This window comes from Rhizobium sp. NXC14 (assembly GCF_002117485.1).
Taxonomy (GTDB): Bacteria; Pseudomonadota; Alphaproteobacteria; order Rhizobiales; family Rhizobiaceae; genus Rhizobium.
In genome coordinates, this window is record NZ_CP021031.1 from 302,040 (window position 1) to 328,291 (window position 26,252).

At 56.5% G+C, this 26,252-nt stretch carries 16 protein-coding genes and 9 pseudogenes; 20 read left to right on the top strand and 5 right to left on the bottom strand.

What is annotated here, in order from left to right; translation table 11 throughout:
• Nucleotides 1-16: 16 nt before the first annotated feature.
• Nucleotides 17-324, bottom strand: a pseudogene (locus tag NXC14_RS23290) (IS30 family transposase); the annotation flags it as partial.
• A 706-nt stretch (nt 325-1,030) separates the two neighbouring features.
• Here NXC14_RS23290 and nifH point away from each other — a divergent pair.
• The 9 genes and pseudogenes from nifH (at nt 1,031) to NXC14_RS23335 (ending at nt 10,353) form a co-directional block, all read left to right on the top strand.
• On the top strand, nt 1,031-1,924 hold the full coding sequence (nifH, locus tag NXC14_RS23295; RefSeq protein WP_085780600.1) for a nitrogenase iron protein: 894 nt from the start codon (nt 1,031-1,033) through the stop codon (nt 1,922-1,924).
• Between the two features lie 111 nt (nt 1,925-2,035).
• Nucleotides 2,036-3,538, top strand: a complete 1,503-nt coding sequence (gene nifD, locus NXC14_RS23300; protein WP_085780438.1) for a nitrogenase molybdenum-iron protein alpha chain — start codon at nt 2,036-2,038, stop codon at nt 3,536-3,538.
• A 122-nt stretch (nt 3,539-3,660) separates the two neighbouring features.
• Nucleotides 3,661-5,202, top strand: coding sequence for a nitrogenase molybdenum-iron protein subunit beta (gene nifK / locus NXC14_RS23305; protein WP_085780439.1), 1,542 nt, complete (start codon nt 3,661-3,663; stop codon nt 5,200-5,202).
• Nucleotides 5,203-5,261: 59 nt separating this feature from the next.
• Nucleotides 5,262-6,746 carry a nitrogenase iron-molybdenum cofactor biosynthesis protein NifE gene (nifE, locus tag NXC14_RS23310; RefSeq protein ID WP_085780440.1) on the top strand — a complete coding sequence of 495 codons (1,485 nt, stop codon included), beginning with the start codon at nt 5,262-5,264 and terminating at the stop codon, nt 6,744-6,746.
• Between the two features lie 9 nt (nt 6,747-6,755).
• Nucleotides 6,756-8,114: a nitrogenase iron-molybdenum cofactor biosynthesis protein NifN gene (nifN, locus tag NXC14_RS23315; protein ID WP_085780441.1), complete on the top strand. Its 1,359-nt coding sequence runs from the start codon at nt 6,756-6,758 to the stop codon at nt 8,112-8,114.
• The gene (nifX, locus tag NXC14_RS23320; RefSeq protein ID WP_085780442.1) at nt 8,111-8,605 is read left to right on the top strand and encodes a nitrogen fixation protein NifX; all 495 of its coding nucleotides are present in this window, start codon (nt 8,111-8,113) and stop codon (nt 8,603-8,605) included. The genes nifN and nifX overlap by 4 nt, the downstream gene beginning before the upstream one ends.
• A 3-nt stretch (nt 8,606-8,608) precedes the next feature.
• Nucleotides 8,609-9,094, top strand: coding sequence for a NifX-associated nitrogen fixation protein (locus tag NXC14_RS23325; protein ID WP_085780443.1), 486 nt, complete (start codon nt 8,609-8,611; stop codon nt 9,092-9,094).
• Nucleotides 9,094-9,311: pseudogene (locus NXC14_RS23330) on the top strand (CCE_0567 family metalloprotein). The gene NXC14_RS23325 and the pseudogene NXC14_RS23330 overlap by 1 nt, the downstream one beginning before the upstream one ends.
• A 49-nt stretch (nt 9,312-9,360) precedes the next feature.
• Nucleotides 9,361-10,353, top strand: a complete 993-nt coding sequence (locus tag NXC14_RS23335; RefSeq protein WP_157131480.1) for an IS481 family transposase — start codon at nt 9,361-9,363, stop codon at nt 10,351-10,353.
• A 330-nt stretch (nt 10,354-10,683) separates the two neighbouring features.
• Here the strand turns inward: NXC14_RS23335 and NXC14_RS33560 are convergent.
• Nucleotides 10,684-10,889: pseudogene (locus NXC14_RS33560) on the bottom strand (IS66 family transposase); the annotation flags it as partial.
• Nucleotides 10,890-11,494: 605 nt separating this feature from the next.
• Nucleotides 11,495-13,132 carry an MFS transporter gene (locus NXC14_RS23345; RefSeq protein ID WP_085780444.1) on the bottom strand — a complete coding sequence of 546 codons (1,638 nt, stop codon included), beginning with the start codon at nt 13,130-13,132 and terminating at the stop codon, nt 11,495-11,497.
• Between the two features lie 158 nt (nt 13,133-13,290).
• Between NXC14_RS23345 and NXC14_RS23350 the strand changes: the two are divergent.
• The 3 genes and pseudogenes from NXC14_RS23350 to NXC14_RS23360 all read left to right on the top strand — a co-directional run.
• Nucleotides 13,291-14,072 (top strand): annotated as a pseudogene (locus NXC14_RS23350) (IS3 family transposase); the annotation flags it as partial.
• A 576-nt stretch (nt 14,073-14,648) separates the two neighbouring features.
• Nucleotides 14,649-15,374, top strand: coding sequence for a response regulator transcription factor (locus NXC14_RS23355; protein ID WP_085780445.1), 726 nt, complete (start codon nt 14,649-14,651; stop codon nt 15,372-15,374).
• Nucleotides 15,375-15,764: 390 nt separating this feature from the next.
• The gene (locus NXC14_RS23360; protein ID WP_085780446.1) at nt 15,765-16,589 is read left to right on the top strand and encodes a LuxR family transcriptional regulator; all 825 of its coding nucleotides are present in this window, start codon (nt 15,765-15,767) and stop codon (nt 16,587-16,589) included.
• 15 nt (nt 16,590-16,604) lie between these two features.
• Here NXC14_RS23360 and NXC14_RS32640 read toward each other — a convergent pair.
• Nucleotides 16,605-16,807: pseudogene (locus tag NXC14_RS32640) on the bottom strand (hypothetical protein); the annotation flags it as partial.
• Between NXC14_RS32640 and NXC14_RS23365 the strand changes: the two are divergent.
• The 8 genes and pseudogenes from NXC14_RS23365 to NXC14_RS23395 form a co-directional block, all read left to right on the top strand.
• A pseudogene (locus NXC14_RS23365) lies at nt 16,786-17,027 on the top strand (hypothetical protein); the annotation flags it as partial. The pseudogenes NXC14_RS32640 and NXC14_RS23365 sit on opposite strands and share 22 nt — an antisense overlap.
• A 347-nt stretch (nt 17,028-17,374) precedes the next feature.
• On the top strand, nt 17,375-18,817 hold the full coding sequence (locus NXC14_RS23370) for a hypothetical protein (RefSeq protein WP_198175539.1): 1,443 nt from the start codon (nt 17,375-17,377) through the stop codon (nt 18,815-18,817).
• Complete coding sequence (locus NXC14_RS23375) at nt 18,804-19,871, top strand: radical SAM protein (protein ID WP_157131482.1); 1,068 nt, start codon at nt 18,804-18,806, stop codon at nt 19,869-19,871. Before NXC14_RS23370 ends, NXC14_RS23375 begins: the two co-directional genes overlap by 14 nt.
• Nucleotides 19,872-20,432: 561 nt before the next feature.
• On the top strand, nt 20,433-21,320 hold the full coding sequence (locus tag NXC14_RS23380; RefSeq protein ID WP_085780449.1) for a MurR/RpiR family transcriptional regulator: 888 nt from the start codon (nt 20,433-20,435) through the stop codon (nt 21,318-21,320).
• 247 nt (nt 21,321-21,567) lie between these two features.
• Entirely contained in the window at nt 21,568-22,521 is a 954-nt protein-coding gene (locus NXC14_RS23385) for a cupin-like domain-containing protein (protein WP_245362175.1), read from the top strand.
• A gap of 496 nt (nt 22,522-23,017) precedes the next feature.
• On the top strand, nt 23,018-24,265 hold the full coding sequence (locus NXC14_RS23390; protein ID WP_085780450.1) for an ATP-grasp domain-containing protein: 1,248 nt from the start codon (nt 23,018-23,020) through the stop codon (nt 24,263-24,265).
• A 64-nt stretch (nt 24,266-24,329) separates the two neighbouring features.
• Nucleotides 24,330-24,425 (top strand): annotated as a pseudogene (locus tag NXC14_RS32645) (IS481 family transposase); the annotation flags it as partial.
• A gap of 3 nt (nt 24,426-24,428) precedes the next feature.
• A pseudogene (locus NXC14_RS23395) lies at nt 24,429-24,548 on the top strand (ATP-binding protein); the annotation flags it as partial.
• 130 nt (nt 24,549-24,678) lie between these two features.
• Here the strand turns inward: NXC14_RS23395 and NXC14_RS23405 are convergent.
• A pseudogene (locus tag NXC14_RS23405) lies at nt 24,679-26,229 on the bottom strand (ISL3 family transposase).
• Between the last annotated feature and the right edge of the window lie 23 nt (nt 26,230-26,252).

Consider the following 26,252-nt stretch of genomic DNA (forward strand, 5'->3'; position numbering starts at 1 on the left):
CACCGTCTTTATTGCTTGGCACAAAGCGGCGGATGCGTTTATTGGTGTTCTCTACTTTGCCTTTCTGCCACGGTAATCTGGATCGCAGAACCAGCTCCTGGCGCCGAGTCCGTCTTCCATACCGCCAAACTCGGTACCGCGGTCGAAGGTGACGCTTTGCCCGGGGCAAAGGCGGGCAGCGGTGCGAACGCATCGACGATCTTGCCGATAAGCGGCCGAGAGGCGGCTGCCATTCTTGATCATCACCCTGTAGCGGCTCTTGCGCTCGACCAGCGAGGTGACATTGACTTCACCGAGGTTGCGCCGGAAGATCAGGAGATCGCCTCCCGATGGCCGAGGTCGTCCCGGCACAGACACGGACGGCGCTCACGGTTGCCTCATGGCGGACGCAAGATTCGTCCGCTCCCGAGTCATATCGTCGTCGAACCTCTGTGGCCCGCGGAACTAAGGCTCTTTTTTGCTTCGCCTCTGGGAAGTGGCTGCCTTTCCTGCGGCCTTTGGAGCATTTTGTCGACGCCGGCTGGATTGCCGAGCCATTATGATTGCGCCGTTCCTCGGCGGTTTTGGAGCCAAGCGGTATCGCGGAAAAATTTGCCGTGGCCTGGCGGTTGGCGAGCGACCCACACAGGGCGCTACGATGTGGCTATCCAATGCAGGTTCGCGATTTAGACTCCCCGGCATTGTGCGATCGAAAGATACACCATTTGTCCATTGGGAACTCGGGTGTGCGATTGTCTCCATCAAAGCTCGTTTGATCCTGCTGACGCTCGTCGTCTCTCGCGCGGAGCCGAATTTGTTCCCAGCGGTGCGATCACGACACCGCCTGTTGGCTTTGTCTGGTCGGCGACACAGGCTTGTTTGGCCATCTCCCGTCACTAGCTGGGACTAAATGGCTGAAACAACAATAACAAGATCCTTTTTTCGGCTCGATCAGCCCCGTTGGCACCGGTTTTGAAAGCTGTACTGCGAGGCGGCGCGAGCTGCCGACCTTTTTACTGCGCGACGGATGGAACGAAAGAAGGAAGGCAATATGTCAGATTTGCGTCAAATCGCATTCTACGGCAAAGGGGGCATCGGCAAGTCCACCACCTCCCAAAATACGCTCGCAGCGCTGGTCGACCTCGGTCAGAAAATCCTCATCGTCGGGTGCGACCCCAAAGCCGACTCCACCCGCCTGATCCTGAACGCCAAAGCCCAGGACACGGTTCTGCATCTGGCAGCACAGGAAGGTTCGGTGGAAGACCTCGAACTCGAGGACGTGCTGAAGTCCGGCTACAAGGGCATCAAGTGCGTGGAGTCCGGCGGTCCGGAGCCGGGCGTCGGCTGCGCCGGGCGCGGCGTCATCACCTCGATCAATTTCCTCGAGGAGAACGGCGCTTATGACGATGTCGACTACGTCTCCTATGATGTGCTCGGCGACGTGGTGTGCGGTGGCTTTGCGATGCCGATCCGCGAGAACAAGGCCCAGGAGATCTACATCGTCATGTCCGGTGAGATGATGGCGCTTTATGCCGCCAACAACATCGCCAAGGGCATCCTGAAATATGCCCATTCCGGCGGCGTGCGGCTCGGCGGCCTGATCTGTAACGAGCGCCAGACGGACCGCGAGCTCGACCTCTCCGAGGCGCTGGCTGCCCGGCTCAATTCCAAGCTCATCCACTTTGTGCCGCGTGACAACATCGTCCAGCACGCCGAGCTCAGGAAGATGACGGTGATCCAGTACGCGCCGGACTCCAAACAGGCCGGGGAATATCGCGCGTTAGCCGAGAAGATCCATGCCAATTCGGGCCAAGGGACCATTCCGACCCCGATTACCATGGAAGAGCTCGAAGACATGCTGCTCGACTTCGGCATCATGAAGACCGACGAGCAAATGCTGGCCGAACTACAGGCCAAGGAAACAGCGGTAGTTGCGGCACAATAAAACTGCCGCTGTCGACAGGGCGCGTCGGCCGTTGGACCACCCGGCGCGCCCTTCCACGAAAGACGCTTCATCGACGACGACGTAACCCGAATCTTGAAAGGGCAGGGGCCTATGAGCCTTGATTACGAGAATGACAGTGTTTTGCATGAGAAGCTCATTGCGGAAGTGCTAGCGAAATATCCAGACAAGGCGGCGAAGCGCCGCAGGAAGCACCTCAGCGTCGCAACGAGCGGCGACGAGGCCGACGACGAGTCAAAGGCCCTTTCCGAATGCGACGTCAAATCGAACATCAAGTCCATTCCGGGCGTGATGACGATCCGCGGCTGCGCCTATGCCGGCTCCAAAGGCGTGGTATGGGGGCCGGTCAAGGACATGATCCACATCTCGCACGGGCCGGTCGGTTGCGGTCATTATTCCTGGTCGCAACGTCGCAACTACTACGTCGGCCGGACGGGCATCGACACGTTCGTGACGCTGCAGTTCACCTCGGACTTTCAGGAAAAGGACATCGTGTTCGGCGGCGACAAGAAACTCGAAAAGGTCATCGACGAGATCGAGCAGCTTTTCCCCCTCAATAAGGGAATCAGCGTGCAGTCGGAATGCCCCATCGGACTGATTGGCGACGACATTGAGGCAGTGTCGCGCAAGAAGGCCAAGGAGCACGAAAAGACGATCGTGCCGGTGCGCTGCGAGGGCTTCCGCGGCGTCTCGCAATCGCTCGGCCACCACATCGCCAACGACGCCATCCGGGACTGGGTTTTCGACACGAACGAAGTCGAGTTCGAGACCGGCCCTTATGATGTCAACGTCGTCGGCGACTACAATATCGGTGGCGATGCGTGGGCCACGCGCATCCTGTTGGAGGAAGCTGGGCTGCGCGTCGTCGGCAACTGGTCGGGTGATGCCACGCTCGCTGAGGTCGAGCGCGCGCCAAAGGCCAAGCTCAACCTCATCCACTGCTACCGCTCGATGAACTACATCTGTCGGCACATGGAGGAAAAGTACGGCATTCCATGGATGGAATACAATTTCTTCGGTCCGTCCCAGATCGAAACCTCTCTGCGCGCTATAGCCAAGCACTTCGGCCCGGAAATCGTCGACAAGACTGAGGCTGTCATCACCAAGTACCGGCGTCTGGTCGACGCCATCATCGACAAGTACCGGCCGCGCCTCGAAGGCAAGACGGTCATGCTCTATGTCGGCGGCCTGCGCCCTCGCCACGTCATTACGGCCTACGAGGACCTCGGCATGCGGATCGTCGGGACCGGCTACGAGTTCGCGCACAACGACGATTATCAGCGCACCGGCCATTACGTGAACAAGGGTACGCTGATCTATGACGACGTGACCGGTTACGAGCTGGAAAAGTTCATCGAAGGCATTCGCCCCGACCTTGTCGGGTCCGGGATCAAGGAGAAGTATCCGGTGCAGAAGATGGGCATCCCCTTCCGCCAGATGCACTCCTGGGATTATTCCGGCCCATATCACGGCTATGACGGCTTCGCGATTTTTGCCCGCGACATGGATCTCGCCATCAACAATCCAGTCTGGGATCTCTACAATGTCCCCTGGAAGGGAAAGGCCGCGCCGCCTGAGGCGGTTGCGGCCGAATGAGGACCTGGCCTGTCTTGGAGCAGGGGCAGGCCAGGCTCTCCCGTCGGACTTGATCAGCACTCGTGAAAGATGACATCCCTTGCCGCCACCGGTGCGGCGCATGAAAAGAAAGGTGACCTACCATGCCGCAGTCGGCGGAAAATATTCTCGACCATGCTCCCCTGTTCCGCGAGCCGGAATACAGGCAGATGCTCGCCGAGAAGAAGGCAAATTTCGAATGTCCACACCCGGATCAGGTCGTTGCCGATCAATCCGATTTTACGAAGACCTGGGAGTATCGCGAAAAGAACCTGGGCCGCGAAGCCCTTGTCGTGAACCCGGCCAAAGCCTGCCAGCCGCTCGGTGCGGTCTTTGCAGCCGCAGGCTTTGAGCAAACCATGTCCTTCGTGCACGGCAGCCAGGGCTGCGTCGCCTATTACCGTTCGCACCTGTCGCGTCACTTCAAGGAACCTTCATCGGCGGTCTCGTCCTCGATGACCGAGGACGCCGCGGTGTTCGGCGGGTTGAAGAACATGATCGACGGGCTCGCCAATACATACAAGCTCTACGATCCGAAGATGATCGCCGTCTCCACCACCTGCATGGCCGAAGTCATTGGAGATGACCTCCGCAGCTTCATCGAAAACGCAAAAAACGATGGGTCGGTCCCCACCGACTTCGATGTACCTTTCGCTCACACCCCCGCCTTCGTCGGCAGCCACGTCGATGGCTATGATGGCATGATCAAGGGCATTCTGGAGCACTTCTGGACAGGCAGCGAGCGAAAGGAAGTCGCTCAAGCCATCAACATCATTCCCGGCTTCGACGGCTTCTGCGTCGGCAACAACCGCGAACTGAAGCGCCTGCTCGATATGATGGGCGTAGTCTACATCTTCATCCAGGATGCCTCCGACCAGTTCGACACGCCGTCTGACGGTATGTACCGAATGTATGACGGCGGCACGAAGATCGAGGATGTGAAAAGGGCATTGAATGCCGAAACGACACTGTCGCTGCAGCACTATAACACGCGCAAAACGCTGGAATATTGCAAGGAAGTTGGTCAGGCTACGGCTTCGCTCCACTATCCGCTGGGTGTCCAGGCGACCGACGAATTCCTGATGAAGGTTTCGCAGATTTCCGGCAGGGAAATCCCTCCGACAATCGGCCTGGAGCGCGGCCGTCTCGTCGACGCCATGGCAGATAGTCAGGCCTGGCTGCACGGCAAGAAATACGCAATCTACGGCGATCCTGATTTCGTCTACGCCGTTGCCCGGTTCGTCATGGAAACCGGCGGTGAGCCGACCCACTGCCTCGCCACCAACGGCACGTCGGCCTGGGAAGCCGAGATGCAGGCGTTGCTCGCATCCTCGCCCTTCGGCAAGGATTGCCAGGTCTGGGCGGGCAAGGATCTGTGGGCGCTGCGCTCGCTCCTCTTCACCGAACCGGTAGACCTGCTGATCGGTAATTCCTATGGCAAGTATCTCGAGCGCGATACCGGCACACCCTTGATTCGGCTGACTTTTCCGATTTTCGACCGGCACCATCACCACCGTTTCCCGCTCATGGGCTACCAGGGTGGACTGCGCGTCCTGACGACGATCCTCGACACAATCTTCGACAAGCTCGACCGCGAGACCAGCGAGCCGGGTGTGACGGACTATTCTTACGACCTGACCCGTTAGGAGCGGCGGTCGGCCTTGCTCAGGCCGGCCGACTTCATTCGAATTTGGAGACACGCGCAATGCCGTCGCTCAAGGCTAAAATTCAGGATGTCTTCGAAGAGCCCGCCTGCGAGAAGAACCGCAGCAAGGATTCCAAGGCGCGTAAAAACGGCTGTTCGAAGCCGCTGATCCCCGGGGCGGCAGCCGGCGGCTGCGCTTTCGACGGCGCCAAGATCGTGCTGCAGCCGGTTACCGACGTGGCTCACTTGATCCATGGGCCTCTCGCCTGTGAGGGCAATTCCTGGGACAACCGCGGATCGGCTTCGTCAGGTCCGACGCTCTGGCGCACGAGTTTCACGACCGACCTTACCGAACTCGACGTGGTGATGGGAAACGGCGAGCGCAAACTTTTCAAAGCGATCCGTGAGATCAAGGAGGCGTATGCTCCGCCGGCAATCTTCGTCTATTCGACCTGCGTGACGGCGCTCGTTGGCGACGACATCGAGGCGGTCTGCAAGCGCGCTGCGGAAAAATTCGGGCTGCCGGTCGTGCCGGTGAATGCGCCGGGCTTCGCCGGTTCCAAGAACCTTGGCAATAAGCTCGCCGGTGAGGCGTTGCACGATTATGTGATCGGCACGGTAGAGCCCGATGACGCGAGCGCCTACGACATCAATATCATTGGTGAGTTCAACCTCTCCGGCGAGTTTTGGCTGGTGAAACCGCTTCTTGACCGGCTCGGGATCAGAGTTCGGGCCTGCATTCCAGGCGACGCCCGATATCTTGACATTGCTTCTGCGCACCGTGCCAAGGCGTCCATGTTGGTGTGCTCGACAGCACTCGTCAATCTCGCACGCAAAATGGAGGAACGTTGGGGCATCCCCTTCTTTGAAGGCTCCTTCTACGGCATTAGTGACACCTCGGAAGCACTTAGGCAGATCGCCGAACTGCTCGTGACGAAGGGTGCGGAACCAGAGATCCTCGAGCGCACCGAGGCACTGATCGAGGAGGAGGAGGCGGTTGCCTGGAAGAAACTCGCTGCATACCGGCCGAGGCTCGAAGGTAAGCGCGTGTTACTCAACACCGGTGGTGTGAAGTCTTGGTCGGTTGTCCATGCACTGATGGAGGTTGGCATGGAGATCGTCGGTACCTCGATCAAGAAATCGACGCCTGAAGACAAGGAGCGCATCAAGCAACTCCTGAAAGACGAAAACCACGTGTTCGAAACGATGGCGCCGCGCGAGCTTTACAACATGCTCGCGGACGATAAAGCCGATATCATGCTGTCTGGCGGGCGCACGCAATTCATCGCGCTGAAGGCCAAGACACCTTGGCTTGATATCAACCAGGAACGCCACCACCCCTATGCCGGCTATGACGGCATGGTGGAGCTCGTTCGGCAGATCGATCTTGCCATTCACAACCCGATCTGGACTGAGGTGCGGGAGCCGGCACCGTGGGAGTGTCAGCCCAAGACGGAAGGTGTGCCAAGCAGTCAAAACGAGGTCGAAACTTTCCATCCTGCAAGCCCGCCGTCGTCACCAGCCCCGGTTGCTTCCATAAGGTGAGGAAAGCTGATGGCATGCATTCTTCCCCAGACCAAGTCCGCAGCGGTCAATCCGCTGAAGTCGTCGCAGCCGCTCGGCGCGGCCTTGGCCTATCTTGGAGTCGGGGGTGCAATACCGCTGTTCCACGGCAGTCAAGGCTGCACCAGCTTCGCGCTGGTGCTGTTCGTGCGTCATTTCAAAGAGGCCATTCCCTTGCAGACCACGGCGATGGACGGAGTGGCGACGATCCTCGGTGGCGCAGGCAATCTGGAAGAGGCAATCCTCAATCTCAAGAGGCGCGCAAAACCCACGTTGATCGGAATTTGCACGACAGCCCTGGTGGAAACCCGCGGCGAAGATTTCGCAGGCGATCTCGCCAAGATCAAGCGGGATCGTGCCGATGAGCTCGCGGGTACGGAGATCGTGCTGGCGAGCACGCCGGATTTCGAGGGAGCGATTGAAGAGGGATGGGCTAAGGCCGTCACCTCTCTGATCGAGGGCATCACCACTCCAGGCGAGCAGAGGCGCGATCAGAAGAAGATTGCAATCCTGCCAGGATGGCATTTGACGGTCGCCGATATCGAGCTTCTGCGCGAAACGGTCGAAAGCTTTGGTCTGAAGCCGGTAATCCTGCCGGACATTTCCGGCTCGCTCGATGGTACTGTACCCGACGACCGTTGGGTGCCCACCACCTATGGCGGCACAGCAATTGACGAAATCCGGGAGCTCGGCACCTGCTTCCAGGCCGTCGCGATCGGCGAGCATATGCGCGGGGCCGCTGAGGCGCTGCAGGCAAAAGCCGGCGTGCCTTATGCGCTCTTTGAGCAGCTTGTCGGTATGAAGGTGATAGATCGTTTTATGAGTATGCTGTCGATGATTGCCGGCAACCCAGTGCCGGTCTCGATCCGCCGTCGCCGGGCGCAACTGCAGGACGCGCTGCTCGACGGCCATTTCCATTTCGGGGGCAGACGCATCGCGATAGCCGCAGAGCCAGACCACCTCCTTCAACTTGCGACTTTTTTCAAGGGCATGGGTGCTGACATCGTTGCCGCCGTGTCGACCACGGGCACTAGTGGCATTCTTACGAAGGTGCCGGCAGACGCCGTCCAAATTGGCGATCTTTCCGATCTCGAGAGCATGGCGCGTCTCGCGAACGTTGACCTGATTGTTACTCATTCCCACGGCCGTCAGGCAGCCGAGCGGCTTGGCGTCCCGCTAATGAGGGTTGGCTTTCCGATCTTCGATCGGCTGGGCAGCCAGCACAAGCTCACAATTCTCTATCAGGGAACGCGCGACATGATCTTCGATGTTGCCAACCTTTTCCAGGCCAGACATTGCGCGTCTCCCGCATCACTTGATCATTTTCGCAACCGAGAAACGCCCAGATGACCGGTGCCCGTCGCCTTTCCATCGTCCCTGACAGGGTTCGCTCATCAGCTCCGAAACGGAAAGTCGGTGCATTGAGGGTAGCAATCGCCACCCAGGATCTGAGATCTCTCGACGCCCATTTCGGCTCTGCCAAACGTTTCGCCGTCTATGACGTGAGTGCCGACGACTGGGAGCTCGTGGAAGTCCTGTCCTTCGAAGAGGTCTCCGACGAGAGCGGAAAGCACCGCACCGAGGGTGACGATCGCATTGCCCCGAAGGTGGAGGCGTTGAAAGGCTGTCACCTGTTGTTCTGTCTGGCGATCGGTGGGCCTTCGGCAGCCAAGGTTGTTTCGGCGAAAATCCACCCGATCAAAGTACCCGACCCTCAATCAATAGAAGACGTGCTGTCGAGAACACGGACAATGCTTAGAACAGCGCCGCCCCCATGGTTGCGCAAGGTGCTAACCGAAGCAGGCGCCACCGAAAAGAAACCTTTCGACGAGGAGGACTAAGACATGGCCACAATGACAAGCATTACCGATGGCCCTGCTGACAATGAGGATTGGGATCTCGCGACCCCTTTCCTCGAATGCCTTATCAGGCTCATCCGGGCTCAGGATACCCATGGGGCGTGGGAAGGCAAATCGCAGCCTGACCTGCTGGCCGACTTCATCCTCACTAAGGAGCAGCGCCGTGAGATCCCGATCATCGGCGATCCCGATCCGGATGTGCTGTGGAGGCTCCAGAACTTTTATAGTTGTGTGGGACTTGTGATCGAGGAGCGCACAGGGCTGTTGGCATCGCCGATTATGACGATCAGCCATGAGGGCTTTGGCCGCGTGCTTCTCACGACGGGACGGTTGGTTGTTCTGTCGAAGACCCTGCGCGATGTCCACCGGTTCGGCTTTGAAACGCTTGGCAGGCTCTCTGAATCAGGCACGAAAATGGTTGAGGATGCGATCGCAGTTATCGAAACCTATCCTGACGTGGCGCGTGCGTGATGGGCCCGGCTTTTAAGGAAGGATTCAGGTCGAACCGTGAGGAACTGCGGAAGAAGGTCCGCAAGCTGCAGGCGCGTGCCGCCACAATGGAGTTGCACGCTCTTGCCGAGGACCTTTCGATTAACTGTCGGAGATTAGGGCGGTCGCCGAGAAGAAGTTCGACATTTTTGCTGAGTTGGACGCTGCGACGAGAGAGCTTGGCGCATTAGATGTTTGATCCCGGATTTTGATGGTGCAATCTTCTCGCAAGCCTGGAGAGATTCGCTATGGGACAAATTCTGCATGGGAGCGCCACGACGACAGAGGCGATCCGTCGAGCAATACAAAATAGTCAAGAGAGCCTGAGGGCTCTCGCGAAACGGTATGGGATCAATCAGAAGACCGTTGCCAAATGGAAGAAACGAACTTCAACGACTGACTTGGTGACCGGTCCGAAAGACCCCAGGTCGACGGTTCTGTCGATCGAGGAGGAAGCAGTGATCGTCGCGTTCCGGCGTTATACGCTATTGCCTCTCGACGATTGCCTTTACGCGCTGCAGCCGACCATTCCGCATCTGACCCGGTCCTCGCTGCATCGTTGTCTCCAGCGCCACGGCATTTCCAAGCTTGCCGATGTCGACAGCGACAAGCCTGCCCGCAAGAAGTTCAAAGCCTATCCGATCGGCTATTTCCATATCGATGTCGCCGAGGTGCGCACCGAACAAGGCAAACTGCACATGTTCGTCGCCATCGACCGAACCTCGAAGTTTGCTTTCGTGGAGCTGCGTGAGAAGGCGACAACAGCCGTTTCGGCAGACTTTCTACGCCGCCTTCTCAAGGCCGTGCCCTATAAGGTCCATACCGTTCTCACCGACAACGGCATTCAGTTCACCACGCCCGGCGCCGGCGGCTCGGCCGTCCCCCTGATTAAGGAAGCGATGGCGGCCGGCGAAATCATCTGGGCACATGCCTTCGAATATGGCTGCGCCAAGGCTGATTTCGAACACCGAACAACCAAGCCGAAACACCCCTGGACGAATGGCCAGGTCGAGAGGATGAACCGGACGATCAAGGAGGCCACCGTCAAACGCTATTACTACGAGAGCCACGATCAACTCCGCCAGCACCTTGCTGATTTCATCTCAGCTTACAATTTCGGTCGCCGCCTCAAGACCCTCAAAGGCCTCACACCCTACGAATACATCTGCAAATGCTGGACAAACGAGCCCGAACGATTCAACCTCGATCCAACCCATCATTTCCCGGGACTAAACAATTAGAGTCTGTCAGCGCTAATCGGAATCGTGCTGAGATTCCCTTGCCTTTGTTTTTGGGATTCAAGATCATAGCTGGTGTGGAGCCCAGCAATGATGGTGCGACCTCTTTCTCTGGATTTGCGAACGCGCATTGCTACAGCGTTGAATGATGGCATGACGGTTTCGGGAGGCAGCGGAGCGGTTCGGCATATTGGCTGCGACAGCGGTACGGATCGGACAGCTCGATCGTTCAGGTAAAGGCCTGCTGCCGGCGAAGATCGGCGGCTATGTCAAACCGACACTGAGGGAACATGACACGCACCTGCGGATGGTGTCAGCGGGGAGAGCCCCTCATTAGGCCGCAGAGGTTTTCGAGAAGTTGCACGGTAGCAGGTCGCCGATGTCGGCGGTCTCGTCAGCTGGGAACTCAGTGATCACATGGCGCAGCCCGGTGAGTGGATCGGCGCCACCAGGCGCGACAAGTCAGCATCAAACTGCAGATTACTGCGCTGTATTCAGTCAGCGATGTCGCTGAACAGCCATGATCTTCTTCCGGTAGCCATCCTCCCTTTCATTCAGCCCATGTCGACGATCCTGTGGTGTGTGCCGGCGTGCAATAGGCATGGCACGCGTTAATCTTGCGGCGCTGATTCATCTGAACAGGCTGGTCACACGCGATGATAAGGCTGCACTCTTTCAACGGCTTTAGGATCATATCTACGGCGGCCGTCGCGACCAACATGCCGCACCTGCAGTTTAGCAGCATCTGCACCCCCTGATTTAGTGTCCAACTATTTTGGTGGACACTTTATGCCTCAGAGCACTGCGCTTCAGACGGTCCACAGAAATTCGCGCTTACTTTCTGACGGATCCTGTAAGTGAGAGGAATCGGCCGAGGCGTTGTGCGTACGCGGAGGCGAAGGGGAAATGAGGACCAATCTCCTCGATCTGACGCGTTATGACAAGTTCGCCGACGGCGTCATCGGTTCAGTCTCCGCATCGGCCGATTTCGGCCACTTTTCGGCCTTCGATCTGGGAAGACCTCTTCAAACGTTATGCCTTGGGTTATCCATCGCAGGGATGCGATTTGCAGGGGGCGAATTATCAGTGTGTTAATCGAATAAGCGGTTGATCGGAATGGCCGCTTGGAACCAAGACAGTTGGCTTATTTCTGTGAAACGTAGGGAACGGGCGGGGATTTGCTCGCAGCCGTGTAGCTCTCGACCAGAATGATGGTTCGCGGGAGGTCGGATGCCACGCTCAAAGCCTTGAGCTCGTCGTCCAAGCGCTTGTCGGCTGCCGTGAGGCGGTGATGAAGGCGCTGGTAATCGGCCCAGGTCGGCGTCCGGAAAGTCTCGAGCCACCGTGACGGCTGTTGAACGTCGCGCGTGAGAGTCCATTGGCGTGCACCAACTCGGCTTTGAACATGCCGCCGTCTGCGCATGATCTCAAGAAAGATAGCGGCGTTCTCTTCGGCAATCGCATATTCCGTTGTCACCAGAATTGGGCCGCTTCTCGGCTTCAGATCGAGTGCCGGCACTGGCGCATCGAAAGTGTCGGAGGCATCGAGTTCCGACTCCAGGCGGTTGCTGATCGGCAGCTTGAGCCCAAGGACCGCGACCGCCAAGGATGCGGCAGCAGAACATGCCAATGCCATGGAGAGAGAATGATTTTCCGCGATAGCTCCCCACAGCCAGCTGCCTGCCGCGATGCCCCCATAGGTGAAGGCGCTATAGATGGAGATGGTGCGACCTACCACCCAACGCGGGCTTGCCAGTTGTACGTTGACGCCGAAACCAGACCAGCCTGTCAGCCAGCCTGCGCCCCCGAAGGCAAGGCAGACTGTCGCGATGAAGAGGGAAGGCGTCAGCGAAAGTGCGAAGGCACATGCCGCGCATGCAGCGCAAGCAAGCACGATCAGCAGTTCCTGCGTGCAGGCGCGTCTAAGCGACGGATTTGCCAATCCTGCTACGAGTGCACCTGCGCCGAAACCGCCCATGAGTATGCCGTAGGCTATCGGGCTGCCGTTCAAAAGGTCCCGAGTAATCAGGGGCAGGAGCGCCAATACCGAGGTGCCGGCCAACCCGAACAGCGTCCCGCGCACTATGGTCGCCTTGATTTCAGAGGATATCGCCGTGAACCGCAAGCCGTCATAGATCGCTGTCGTGAGCGCTTCCCGCGGAAGAGGCGACACCTGCACCTTCCATTTGTTTCGCCATAAGGCTGCAAGGGGGACGACGATGCCTAAGGTAGTCAGCGCAAAAGTTAAAAGCGGCCCGAACACGGCAACGATGATCCCGCCAAGGGCAGGGCCGACACTACGGACCATATTGAACCCGACATTGAGAAGGGTGACGGCCGCCGGTAAATGACGGCGCTCCAATATGTCGCCGAGAGAAGCGCGCCAGGCAGGATCGCTGAGCGCGATGCCACAACCGTCCAGAAAAGTGAATGCGAGGATCATCCATGGATCGGTAATTCCGAAGGCCATGAGGATCGTTAGCATTACCGAGGCCGTCATCATCAGGCTTCGTCCGACGATCATCACCATGCGCCGGCTATAGTTGTCCGCGATAGCGCCAACGAAGATCGCCAGAAAAAAGGCCGGCAGAGCGGACGAGGCCTGGACGAGAGCAACCATCACATCCGAGGTGGAAACGGTGGCCATGAGCCAGCTGAGAGCCACCGTTTGCATCAGCCAACCGAGGCTCGAAAGCTGGGACGCAAGGAAGAGCGAACGAAACGTCGAATTCTTCAGCGGCAACAACAGGCCCCAGAATGCTCGCTTATGAATCGGGTCCATGTCGATTTAGGCTCTTTTCGGCGGGACGACTTGGTTTCGGCCGAATAGTGTCATGGTGGTGGGTCGTTTGTCGTGCCGACGTTCACCGCCAGCGTCGGAGAAGCTACATGCAAGAGGTCGGCCAACCTTACGAAGACGCAATACGGCAAGACCAGAATGCGATCTCGATCCGGCGTGCCTGTGGGGCGCTGAACTTCGATCGGTCAACCTACCGCTACACCTCTCGTCGTGCCGATCAGGCCGGTCTGGAACGTCGTATCCGTGAGATCTGTGAGACCCGTGTCCGCCACGGTTATCGTCGTGTGCAGGTACTGTTGGAACGCGAGGGTTGGAGTACCAACATCAAGCGGACCTACCGCATTTACAGGGACTTGGGCCTGCAATTGCGTAATAAGACACCGAGACGCAGGTCAAAGCCAAGCTGAGGGAAGATCGGCAAATGGCAGTCGGTCCGAACGATGTCTGGGCGATGGACATCGTTCACGACGAACTCGCGACCGGCAAGAAATTACGAGTGCTCACGGTGGTGGATACCTTCTCACGCTATGTGCCGGTGCTCGATCCGCGTCAGAGCTATCGAGGTGAAGATGTCGTGCAAACCTTGGAACGGGTGAAAGTTGGCTATCCCAAGACGATCCGTGTCGATCAGGGGACCGAGTTCGTGTCTCGCGATCTCGATCTCTGGGCCTGTGCCAAGGGCGTCACGTTGGACTTCTCACACCCAGGCAAGCCGACCGACAACGCCTTTATAGAAGCGTTCAACGGCCGCTTCCGCGCCGAATGCCTGAACCAACACTGGTTTCTGACCCTTGCGGATGCCCGCGAAAAGATGGAGGATTGGCGTAGATACTATAACGAAGAACGGCCTCATGGCGCGATCGGCAACAAGGTGCCGATATCGCTGATAAATTCGGGAAGCGCAACCAGCCCGCCTCCATGAAAGAAGCCGGAAAACTCCAGCCTTCGCTGGTCCAACGTTTGGGGCGGTTCAATTGAGGCTCCACATCTAGTCGCGGCTGGATGAAAGTTCAGTAGCAGGTCAGTCCGACTTTTCCAAGGCGCCATACACGCGAAAACAGCTCGTAGAACGGCGCCGACTTCGGCATGGTACATGCATGATCAAGCAGATACCCGTCAAGGCCTAGGAGGGATCGCTCCCATGACAACAACCCATCGACAATACTTTGGGCTCGCAAATGCCTGGTCCCGGACCAATGATCGCAGTTGGCGCCATCTGGAAGATGCGATTGATGAGCGGGATCTGGGATTGATCAATTCAAATTCACGATCAACCGATGCATTGTTGCCTCGGCTCGACTGCTGGAGCCTACAAAAGGTGTAACGACTCGCACCACGAACTGGCACATTGACGATAGTGTTGGCCGAAAAACGAGCACGCAAGTCTAAGCAATCAAAGCGCCGTGGGCTGATCCGTCGCAGCACACTGCTGTTCGCATCTAAAAACAGCACGAAAATAGGAGCGACCGCTTGTACGCACATCTGAAGAATCAACACGATGTCAAATGAGGTTAGTAACCCGAATTTCCCGCCACCGCCAACGGTACTGATTGCTGCAGCAGATGATAGCTTTCGTACGTTCCTGGAATATACAGTTAGAAGCGAGGGCCTTGTTGTTGTGGGTGTGAGCGGTGGCGAGGCGCTTGCGAAGCGCCTCGAGACAAAGGCGCCGGACCTGCTGCTTCTCGAATCACGTATACCCGGTGTCAAGACGCAGACACTCTGTGAAGGCCTCCGCCTGAACAAACGGACGCGGTCAATGTCGATTATCGCGCTTGCGGCCGAAGGTGACGACGCGAGCGGGCAAGATATGCTCGATGCCGGCGCGGACCGGTTCCTCACCAGACCGTTCTCGCCCGAGATCCTTATGGCAAGTATTGGTGCGATCTGGCACGACGCGAATGGGAATCTCGCCCCCTGCTCCCCAGAATCTTTGACCTTTCGCGATCTCGAACTGGATGTCAGTAGACATCGCGTGCGACGGAACGGTTGCACGATCCACCTCGCTCCAATCGAGTTTCGCCTGTTGCACCATCTCATGAAGAGTCCGCATAGGGTGTACTCCAGAGATGAACTGCGGGACGCCGCTTGGCTGCACGCTGTTCATGTTGGGCCCCGCACCATCGACGTTCACATCGGCCGCTTGCGCGCGGCTCTCAATACGGCTGGCGGACAGCGTCTAATACGCACCGTATGGTCCGTCGGCTACGCTCTTTCTGATTAAGTATAGCAGGCATTAAAAACTGGTCCAGTTTGAAGGGTTCAGATCAACCGGTGTATGGAAATTGGGATGACGACAAAAACGCTGGAAACCTACAGTTACTGTCGGGTTTGTCGGATCCGACAAGTGGTGAATATCAAGCTGATGCTGCCGCGGCATAGCCTATGTCATTGGAAAACACGAAGAGCATTGTTCACAGAGGATGTCGCCTCCAATTGGCACGATCTTTGAAGCTCTATCGTCGCTGGTCTCGGCCTGCCGTCCTGATGTGACATCCTAAGCGCAAGCTTTGCGTGAAGTGCTATTTGCTCGCAGAAAGCCGGCTGAACCGTACCCGACAGCTGGAGAGCTTCATGCACGAGTGACAACATTTGGCGCGCTTAAGGAGCGACCATGGAAGGCCCACACACGAATGCGGCCGCTAAAGCTAGAGGGCTAGCAACAAGAGTGTCCGACTCGTTTTCTCTCGTCCCGTCGAAGGCCGAGACGGAGGCTGTAGAGTTATGCCGCTTTCTCGACCAGACCGATGGACTTGCCCGCTCCGAACAGCTGTTTGACTCGTTGTCTGATTTTGCTTTAAATTTCGGTTGTCCATGGGTTGCTTATCGTCCTCTAAAACCGAACCACAAGTTTTCAACTCCCACTCGATGCAGTCAGAAAGCGATGCTGAACTATCCTGATGAGTGGCTGAAACGTTATTCCGAAATGGATTATGACAGAATAGACCCCATCATCAACAAGAGCCGAAAGCGGGTGCGCGCCTTTCGTTGGAGTGAAGTATACAGCGACGCAAGCACGACTAAAATCGAGAGGCTCGTACTCGACGAGGCCGCGAGTTTCGGCTTGAGGTCAGGCATCAGTGTTCCGATGCATGGTCCAGAATCGAGCTTTGCCGTCATGAGCTTTGCTAAGCCTTCGGAGTTCGAATTCGACAACAGAACAATCACCTACCTGCAACTTGCTGCTTTACATTTCCATTCAAAGGTTGCCACTGTGGATTCAAGCTGTGCAGTTGGCACCCCCAGCCTTTCCCTAAGAGAAAAGGAATGTATTTCCTGGGTGGCCCGAGGTAAATCATCCTGGGATATTGGCACTATATTAGGAATATCTCACAATACGGTCGACTTCCATGTGAAAAATGCTATGCAAAAGCTCGATGTAACCAGCAGAATAGTCGCTGCTATGAAAGCAGTAGATTTTGGCATTATCGAATTGTAGGAGCTATCCTCCAAGAAACCGCCGCACCCAATCGATCGCAGTGCTGATGCCAATGCCGAAGCGTTTGGACGCAGCCACGACAGTCCCTCCTGCGTTACCGCCCCGACAACACGCTCTCTCAGATCATTCGAAAAGGTCTCGCCATTCAGACCGGCCTCCTTACCGGCCAGAAGGATGAAAATCCCGCATCTAAGATGCGTTACATCGAACCGAGTCATGGCTCTTTGCCGGGCCGGATCGCGGTGCTCATCGTGCCGCATCCATGGCCGCGCTAATCATGAGCCCAAAAATCAACGACGTCGATCCACATGCCTGGCTCGCCAACATTCTGGACGCGCCGATCAGTCTGCTGGAGCAATTGCTTCCATGGACTGGACGCCCAAGATGCTGAACGCTCAAGCCGCCCGAGTTGCGCTCCCCACCGGATGCCTACGGTAAGACAGTCGTCTAATCGCGAGATTTGCAAGCGCCTTTTAATTTGTGCTCGGCCGTTTGCCGATAGCATGGTTGTCTATGCGTTGATGTAAGTCGCTGGATTTCGATAACAGCGTGCGTCTGTTTTTCGACAAGCTAGTGTCCTGAACGTGACATACCTAACGCAAAATTACCATTGCGGCGCGCAAATCCCTTGGGTTTGGGCCGCTGCTCGACTGGTTGCGATGGCACGCAGAATGCAGGGCAAACAACAAGGTCAATTGCGACCGTGGCGATCCTGCCGTCTCCGACCGAAGGTGTTTACTATGGTCATTTGCTCAGGTCCTCCAATTTCAAGCGAGAATGCCCCGTTGAGCGCCGCCCCACCAATTGAAGCTGCGCCGCCGTCATGGCGAGCGCCTTTGTCATTCCTCCGGCACGGGCTGTGGTATTCATCGCGTCTCGCTGACGCCTTCCCAGCCGAACAGGTTCAGGTGAGGCTAAGTCTTCACGGGAAGCCTAATGAGGCAGTTCTTCAGTCTGAACTGGACCTGCTGGTGGCGTGCCACGAACCATTGCGCACCCCGTTCGGATTGGTTGACGGAGAGCCATTTCGGGCGAACGTCGGCCTGAGGGTAAACCGCGACGATTTGAGGGCGGTGGCGGATTTCGAGGCGATTGTGGCTGAACTCATTGGTCACGGAGCGCAGATGACGTTGAACTTGGACACCGGACGGCTGATCCGTGCTCGCCTGTTGGGCTTGGCAGTGGACGACCACCTACCGCTGATCACCGTGCACAACATCTCGGATCATCAGTTAGGTAGTAGAATAATGCGCGAATTCTCTCTGACCAACACTGCGTTCCACGAGAACCGCGCCGAGCAGCTGTCGCCGTTGCGGGTGCAGTGCGCGGAATACGACATTTGGCAGCGTCGTGCGCTTGTGCGTGTACCGTTGGAAGGTCAACCGGCTGGAAGGCCGTTAAGCGCTCTAGTGGGGCTCATTTTGCCGACGGGCCGGTCGCGCCCACTTCGACAAAATGGGGAGGGTGCTCACGTCGACCTTGTGTTGCACGAGCCGCTGGCAGCGTGGCTCAAGGCGCAAAGCAGATGTTCTGGGACCAAATTGCTCGCGACAATCTTATCGAGCTGGTCGATTGTCTTTGCCCGATTTGAGCTTTCAGAAGGATCCACGTTCGAGACCTTGCTGAAGCTGGTGCGTGTTGCGCTTTCCGCCATCGCGGTCCAGGAACTGTTGTTCGGCCAGATTGTTGAGTCCGTCCTCGGGCTCCCCATCAAAGGCTATGCCGCGATGTTTCCAGCTATAACTGCCTGCAATTACTATGCGACGCCTGTGGATTTGCTGGAGCTTAAGGTGAAGTTAGTATTCGTTGCGGATTACCCGGGGCGACCAGATCTTGCGCTTGAATTTGGTGAAGTCGGTGGCGTAATCCAGCAGAAACCTATTTACGCGACCAAGCTGTTTGAGCAAGATATTATGCGCTATCTGGGGCAGCCGCTGACGCAGATCTCAGTCGACCTTGAGCAGCGGGTCTGTGCGGTGGCACTTAGGGGCGAGAAAAAATCCCCTCTTCTGGCGGAGGAGCCTCCTCCCAAAAAGGACGGCTCTCAGGACCTGCGTACTTTGGCAGTATTTGCGCAGCTGGATTGGGATGCCGCGAGTGCCCGTGCCCGCAGTAGCTACGGTGAGCTGAACACGCTGGTTAGTTTCGAGGAGCGGCGACCTCGCTATCCCGTCATCGCCCCTAGACGCGGATCAGCCACACGGGACCATGATCATGAATTTCATTGAAGGTCAGCGCACTGTTACTGACGATGAACTGCAAGCCAACGATATCACGCGCTATCATGTCACAAGATTTTATCGTGAACACATCACCAACAGTGGCTATTATGACCAGTTAAAACACATCGTAGAGCCGTCATTGGATGAGTTCGGCAGTCCCGGAAATTTGGATACAAGTGGAGAGCACGACAACACGGTAGTCCCAGGATTTCAACACAAGTATCCCCGAACTGGGTTGCTGCTGGTGACTGACAAGTGCGCTTCATATTGCCGGTACTGTTTCCGAAAGCGAATCGTCGGAAAGGACTCTGACGAAACCGCAGTGGACTTCGAGAAGATTGCCGAGTACATCCGGCGTCACCTGGAGATGACGAACGTGTTACTTTCAGGGGGCGACCCGTTCATGCTTAGCACCGCCAAGCTCAATAGAATCCTTGATCATCTGCTGCCGCTCCAGCACTTGGAGTCCATCCGGTTTGGCACAAAGATGATCGCATATGAGCCTAAGCGATTCGAGGATCCCGCTTTGGTGACACTATTTGAACGAATCCAAAGTGCCGGCAAGGCCGCAGTAGTTGTCACACATTTCGATCACATAGGCGAAATCTCTGCCGATGCGGATCGAAACATTCATTTATTGCGCGAGCACGGCGTGCAGTTCCTAAATCAGTCAGTGCTCCTAGGAAAGGTTAATGATAGCGTGGAAATCTTGGCTGCAACGTTCGCTAAATGCCATCAAATTGGCGTCCGTCCATACTATCTTTTTCAGGGCAGGCCGGTGAAGGGCGCGTCGCATTTTCAGGTTCCATTCCGACGAGCCCTTGAGATTGTACACGGCGCCAATCATCGTCTAAGCGGAATTCAAAAGACCTTTAAATACATCATGTCGCACTATACGGGAAAGATTGAGATCCTCGACCTTGGCGCCGATGGACGACTGTACATGCGCTATCATCATAGCACCGGCACAGAGAAGATTGGCAAGATTTTTTCGCGCCCATATTCCGAAGGCGCCTGCTGGTTAGATGAATTACGTGACGCACCAACTAACTTAGTTTGATGGCGGAAACGAGTTACACAAAGCTAGTGCCATTAGCCATCCCAGGCGGTGAGAAGCCCTTAGCAGCCTTGCTCTCTCGTGCAAAGGCACTACGTCCTACATCAGCGCAATGAAACTCGTTAAACAGCACGTAAAGCACATCAGGAATATGCGTCGTCGGTTGACCTCGTTTCCACGCTCTGGTGGATACGGCGTCTCCCAATCGGTGCCAGCAATGATTGCCGAGAAAATCCCATGCGAACTGCTTTCGATCCCGTCCCCGGCTGACCTGAAAAGGTGGAGTTCATCTCAAACGTTAAATCAGCTAGACTGCGGAGAGCAGCCGCCATGGTGATCAAGCGCCTGCGCATTCGAATCATCTCATGACTAGCGGCCGTTGACATGATCTTTTGCAGTCCGAAACAATGGCACCTAGGTTATTCTCTTGTGCGTCGCCGCCCTCCTTATGTTTGTTTCATATCCGCGTACCGCGGAACGTTAGTGGTTGAGTTTGATTGCTACTCCCCATTGGGTTTGCTGATTCCCAGCTATTGCTTTGTCAATTCGAGGAAGTGAACCATAATGGATTTCCCTATCGCACGTCTCATAAAGGCTAGGTACGACGGCTTGCCGCCCCAATTGCAGATTGCGGCTCGTTGGCTGATTGAGCATCCTGCTGAAGTCGCACTTCTTTCAATGAGGGAGCAGGCGCGCCGAGCACAAGTGCCTCCGGCAACGCTAACGCGGCTTTCCAAGCGCCTTGGTTTCGACGGCTTTGATAAAATGAAGGAACTATTCGCCCACGGCTTCAGGGAAGGAGCAGAAGCCTTCTCGGGTCATGTGGAAGAACTGGTAGCACGAAGAGAAGTTGAGGGCGATGGCGTCCTCATCGGCGGCACAATTAATTCTTTGAAGAGCCATCTTAGCGCGATCACCCGTCCAGCCACTATTGCCGCGCTGGCGGCAGCCGCTGACCTCATGGCGGTGGCGAACCAAGTCTTTTGTATAGGCCTCCGGTCGAGTTTTCCTGCGGCCCACTTGATGCACTACGTCGGCTCAATGCTTGGGTCTCCAACTATATTGATTGACGGTTCAGGAGACACGGCGAACGATGCACTCAGATTAGTCGCTCCAGGAGACGTTGTTTTCGCAATTACAGTCAGTCCATACAGTCGCCACACGATGGAGGTCGCCGACTTCGCTGTTTCCCATGGCGCGAAATTAATCGCATTGACGGACAGCGACTTATCTCCGATCGCTAAGATTTCGGAGATCGTAATCGGCGTTCAGATTGAAACGCCTTCATTCTTTCACACCGTGACTCCGGCCATCGCCGTGGTGGAATGCCTTGTGGGACTGATCGCGGCTAGGCGCGGTAGCTGCGCACTAGATGCTTTAACGGCCAACCAGGAACATCTCGCAGAGTTTGGTACATACGTCCTTAGGCCATCACGCAAGCGCAAAATATGACTTCGGCTTTTCGCAATCTGGTCCGTCTCCCGCCGAATCAGGGCGGCATAACGAGTTCGGCTTAAGGGGACAACTACCAGGACCGATAGTTGTGAATGGGCGAATACCGGATATCCTCATAAAAACTGACGGAGATTGCATAACTCAACTACCTGTTTGCCTAAAGCTCATATGATGTAGCGCGAGCTAATTACCTCTTCACTCGCAGAGCTTCAGTGAACCGTTCCAAGCGTCAAGCGAGATCAAGATGATTGAAGTCGAAGCAGTGACACTCTCGGATTTTTCAGCGGATCTGTCGTCTTCGCCGCTACGCGACTCAGGTTGGTCATCGGTTCCTATTATCACAAAACTCTCAAACTTGGAATTTGCGACCGATTACAGAGACGCAATGCGGCCGGTTGTCTTAAGCGGCGGCTGTTCAGCCTGGAGCGCATGCCAGCGTTGGTCGCCAGAGTATATTGCTGAAGTCGCGGGATCGCTGACAGTGCCAATTAAATCGCTCGACGGTAGCGACATCAAGGTAGCGTCTTGGGAGCTAGCGAAATATGCCCGTTTCTTGATGGACCCGTCACTTGAGGCCAGTTCATCGAATGCAAGAGCAGTGCCGTACTGCCACGATGTACCACTGCTCGGCTTAGTTGAGAGTTTGGCGGAGGACTGCCGGCCCTTTCCAGTAGACTTTATCAGTCCGTCTTATCGTCGGCATTGGTGGAGATATTCGCAGTTTTTTATGGGTCCGGAAGGAACGGTTACCCCGCTCCACTTCGACACGTTGCTTAGCCACAACCTGTTTTTCCAAATATTCGGTTCGAAGCAGTTCACCATTATCCCGCCCAGACAGGCCCCCTACTGTGGCCGTCGCGGTTGGCGGTGGTTCGACGTCGACCCCGAGCAACCAGACTACGTGCAATTTCCGCTGTATAAGCAAGCGAAGCCCATCGTCGTGACGGTGGGTGCTGGCGACATGCTATATATGCCGCCGGGAACACTTCATCATGTTCGCAGCCTGTCGCCTTCGATATCCTTCAATATCGATTTTCAAACAACCAGGAGCGTTTTAGATGCGCTGGCGCAATCAGCCAAGGGCATGCCGAAGGAGGTAGTTTTCTACAATGCTGTCACCGCGCTAGGGGAAATTGGCAATGTGCCGGAGGCCATCACCTTTCCGTTGTACCAGCCATACCTGAGCTATGTAAGTTGAGCCTAGGAGCCGCAGCAGCTCGAGCAAGTGACAGTTCAGTTGGTTCGTCCGACATGGGCGATCATCGTGCGCCTATGGATTTCAATCTGCTTTCTCGGGAAGCTGTTGTGGTCGGGATGTCTCCGATTCTCAGGAGCGCGTAGAAAACGAAAGTCGGACCTTCGACATGCAACCGCATTAGGCGCCCTACCGAGGAAAGGCAATCTGCACCTGTCTTAGCCAGCATGCATGTCTCAACCGGGCTGCCGCTAACGACGGTCGAGTGAATCTAGGAACAGCGCGTCACGCAAGGGCGAACGACAACACACTATAGGCTGGAAGGTACACCTGCACGGGCGGCAGATAAAGCGGCTTAGGCGGCACTTGCAGGACCTGGTGTGGGCATCGGTAGACATCTCCGGCCAAGCAAGACGCCACAACTAGACGGCCGGTTATCTATATCCACGTCTTATTTAATTGGGTTGAAATTGGAGCAAACGATTAGAGAAAGATACAAATGGCAAAAAAAGCACTTATTTTAATAGAAGGTCATCGGAGTAATGGGCCGCTGTACGTCGAGGCAGCGCGGCGCCTTGGACTTCATCCAATCACCTTGACTGATGACCCGACCGGTTATGAATACCTGGCGCGGCTAAAGGCTGAGGTTATAGAAATTGACACGAGCAATCTCGATAGTTTAATCCGCAAATGCTACGAATTGCAGTCGTCATATTGCATCGCTGGCATTACCGGTTTCGCTGGTCGCGACGAATCGATATATCTCACGGTCAGCAAGCTCTGCTGCCACTTTAATTTGCCCGGGCCAAATCCCGCTTCGATCGAAAGGTGCTCCGACAAGTCCGCGCAACGCCGACTCCTCACATGCGCCGGCGTCCCCACGCCTGCTTACCGCGTGGCAACGAACGCTGTGGACGTGACAAATTTTGCTGCGGAAATCGGCCTGCCGGTCATTCTCAAACCCGTTGTAGGAAGCGGAAGCACGGGTGTTCAATTGTGTCGCAACGCCGATGAGTTGGCTGAACATACGGCCCGTCTGTTGTGCACCAAGTACGCTTCATGCTCTTCGCAAAAAATCCTGATCGAAGAATTTGTTGTCGGCCCACATTTCAGTGTTGACACAATGGGCAATGAAGTCGTTGCTATTGGTTCGGTAGAGTTTGGTCGTCCGCCGCATTTTGTCGCCCGGAAGAGTATCTTTCCAGCGCCTCTTCCAGATGACCAATATCAGCAAATCGCTAGTGTTTCGCTAAGTTGTTTACGAGCCGTTGGGCTCGATTGGGGTCCAGCGAACATTGAAGTTCGGTGGACTCAACGCGGGCCAGTTGTCATTGAAATCAATCCTCGGCTTCCTGGGTGCTCCACGCCGCAGCTGATCCAGCTCGCATTAGGCGTTGATCTCATCACCGGGCACATCAAGCTCCTGACAGGTCAAGAATGGGCTTCGCCAAAACGGCACTTGCAGACAGCGGCCTTACAATTCCTGGTCCCCAATCGAGATGGCATCTTGGATTGGATAGATGGCGATCGCCGGGCAGCGGCCGAGGACGGCGTGGCAGAGGTCGCGTTGTACGTGAGACCAGGTATGCAGATTACCAGGAAAGGCGATGATCGAGACTTGATTGGGCACGTGATCGCTGCTTCACCCACTCTCGTCCGGACCGAGGCGATACTCGAGGAAGCTGTGAGTTTAATCGGGTGGTCGATCGCGCCATTCCCCGAGAAACCGTCTGATCGCGACGGCTAGATGATGTTTAGATGTTTGATCCCAGGCTTTAATGGGGCATCCTTGTCGAATCAAAGGATGCGTTATGGGCCAGGTTCCTCATGGGAGCGCCACGACGACAGAGGCAATCCGTCGAGCGATACAACATAGTCAAGAGAGCCTGAGGACGCTTTCGAAGCGTTAACCGACGGTGTTTGGTGACGCCAAAATGACGACAGCACTTCTCGACCGTCTGACCCATCATTGCGAGATTGTCGAAACCGGAAACGAGTCCTGGCGCTTCAAGAACCGCTCTCAAAGCTGAAGTCGAAGAACCCCATCACCCGCACTTGGCCTACCCTCTGCAACCCCGGCCAGCGCCGGGCAGGCCAAGCGCTGATCTACATCAAAAGGGGGTCAAAATTGGGCTCTGACGCAGATTTGGTGCAATTCTCTCATGTTGCGCCAATCAGGCGAGCTTGAAGAAGATAAAGCTTTCCGCGTCCGTACATCTGGCGCTTTACCAGCTTGAGCTTGGTGATCTACCCTTCTGTTTGTCCGTTGGACCACGGAGAGACGATCGCTGCCCGGACTGCCTGAATGTCTTTCACCACGCCGTTCCCGAAGGAGGAAACCAGACTGTCGCGGGCACGGTCGATCCACGACGCGAGCTGGCTTTCCGCCTTGCGCCGGATCATCAAATGGAAGTCGGCAATGATATCGCGAGCCGTAATGAGCAAGGGAACACCGCTTTCGATCGCGGCGATGGTAACGGTCTCGGATTTCGTCAGGTTGTCTCTGCTGGTTGTTAAGAGGCGAGCGATCGTCCTGGAGGGGGTGCGGGTCAACGATTCCGCATCCGCCTTGTCGGCCCGCTTCCGCCGCGTGGCCCATTCACTCACGACCCGGCGCGAACCGCGAAAACCCTTTGCTCTCAAACGCCGCCATAGCTCAGTGCCGTTCCGCTTGCCGGCAGCCCATTGCGCGTCGAGCCATTCAAGATAGCTCTCCAACGAGCTTTCTCTGGACCGAAAGACATCGATTCGTTGCCCTCTGAGCACCTGGCGGACCAAGCCGCGGCTATGACCGGTACGGCGCACGATTTCTTTGATCGTCATGCCGTCCTTTGTCAGCGCCATGACGGCCGCGTTGGTCTGTTCGCGTCGGAGATAGCCTTCGTATTGAAGGCGTTCGGCCGCAGTCAGCAGCTTGGGATTGACGCGCGTTGCTCCGAGCGTCTTGCGGATTTGCCGCATCGATTTGCGAACGGCGTCCAGGAACGCACGGCTGGCGTTCTCCATCAAATGCCATCGATCAGCGACCTGCACTGCATCGGGCAATGCCCTTGCGGCCGCCAGCCCGTAAGCGCCGCCACGATCGCGGGCAATGATTTGGATTTGGGCATTCTGCCGTAGCCAAGCTTCCGCCGTCGCCGGCTCACGATCCGGCAGCAGACGGACCGGCCGCCGACGCTCCAGGTCCCACACGATCGTGCCGTAGCGATGATTGCGCCGCCAAGCCCAGTCGTCGATGACAATCACCGAGGGCGGGGTCGACGATGGTGGTCCTTGCCTGCGGATGACGCGAAGCAAGGTGTCGTTGCTGACGGGAAGCATCAGCCGCTGGGCAAAACGCGCCGCCGGGCGTCCTCCAAGCGCAAGCGCCAAATGGTGGACGACATGCTCAAGACGCCCAGTTCGTCTGGCATAGGGCGGCAGCACATCGCCAAACCGCTCGGCGAATATCTGCCTGCCGCAGAGCACGGCATCACAAGCGAACCTTCGTGTCTGCACGGGCAGCCTGACGCGTTTCCCAGAGAGAGGAAGGTCGGCGACTTGGCGGCGATAGCGACTTCGAACCGTTCGCGACATTCGTCCGCATGCCGGACACGCCGCGGTAGCGCCGGCGCGGGAAAGCAAGATGCAGGTCTCATCGTCAATGTGGGTGATGCGCTCGGCGATGAAGCCAGTTGGTACCAAATCAGAGGGGCGAAACTTGGTGCTCATGCTGATTCCTTTATGGAAACCAG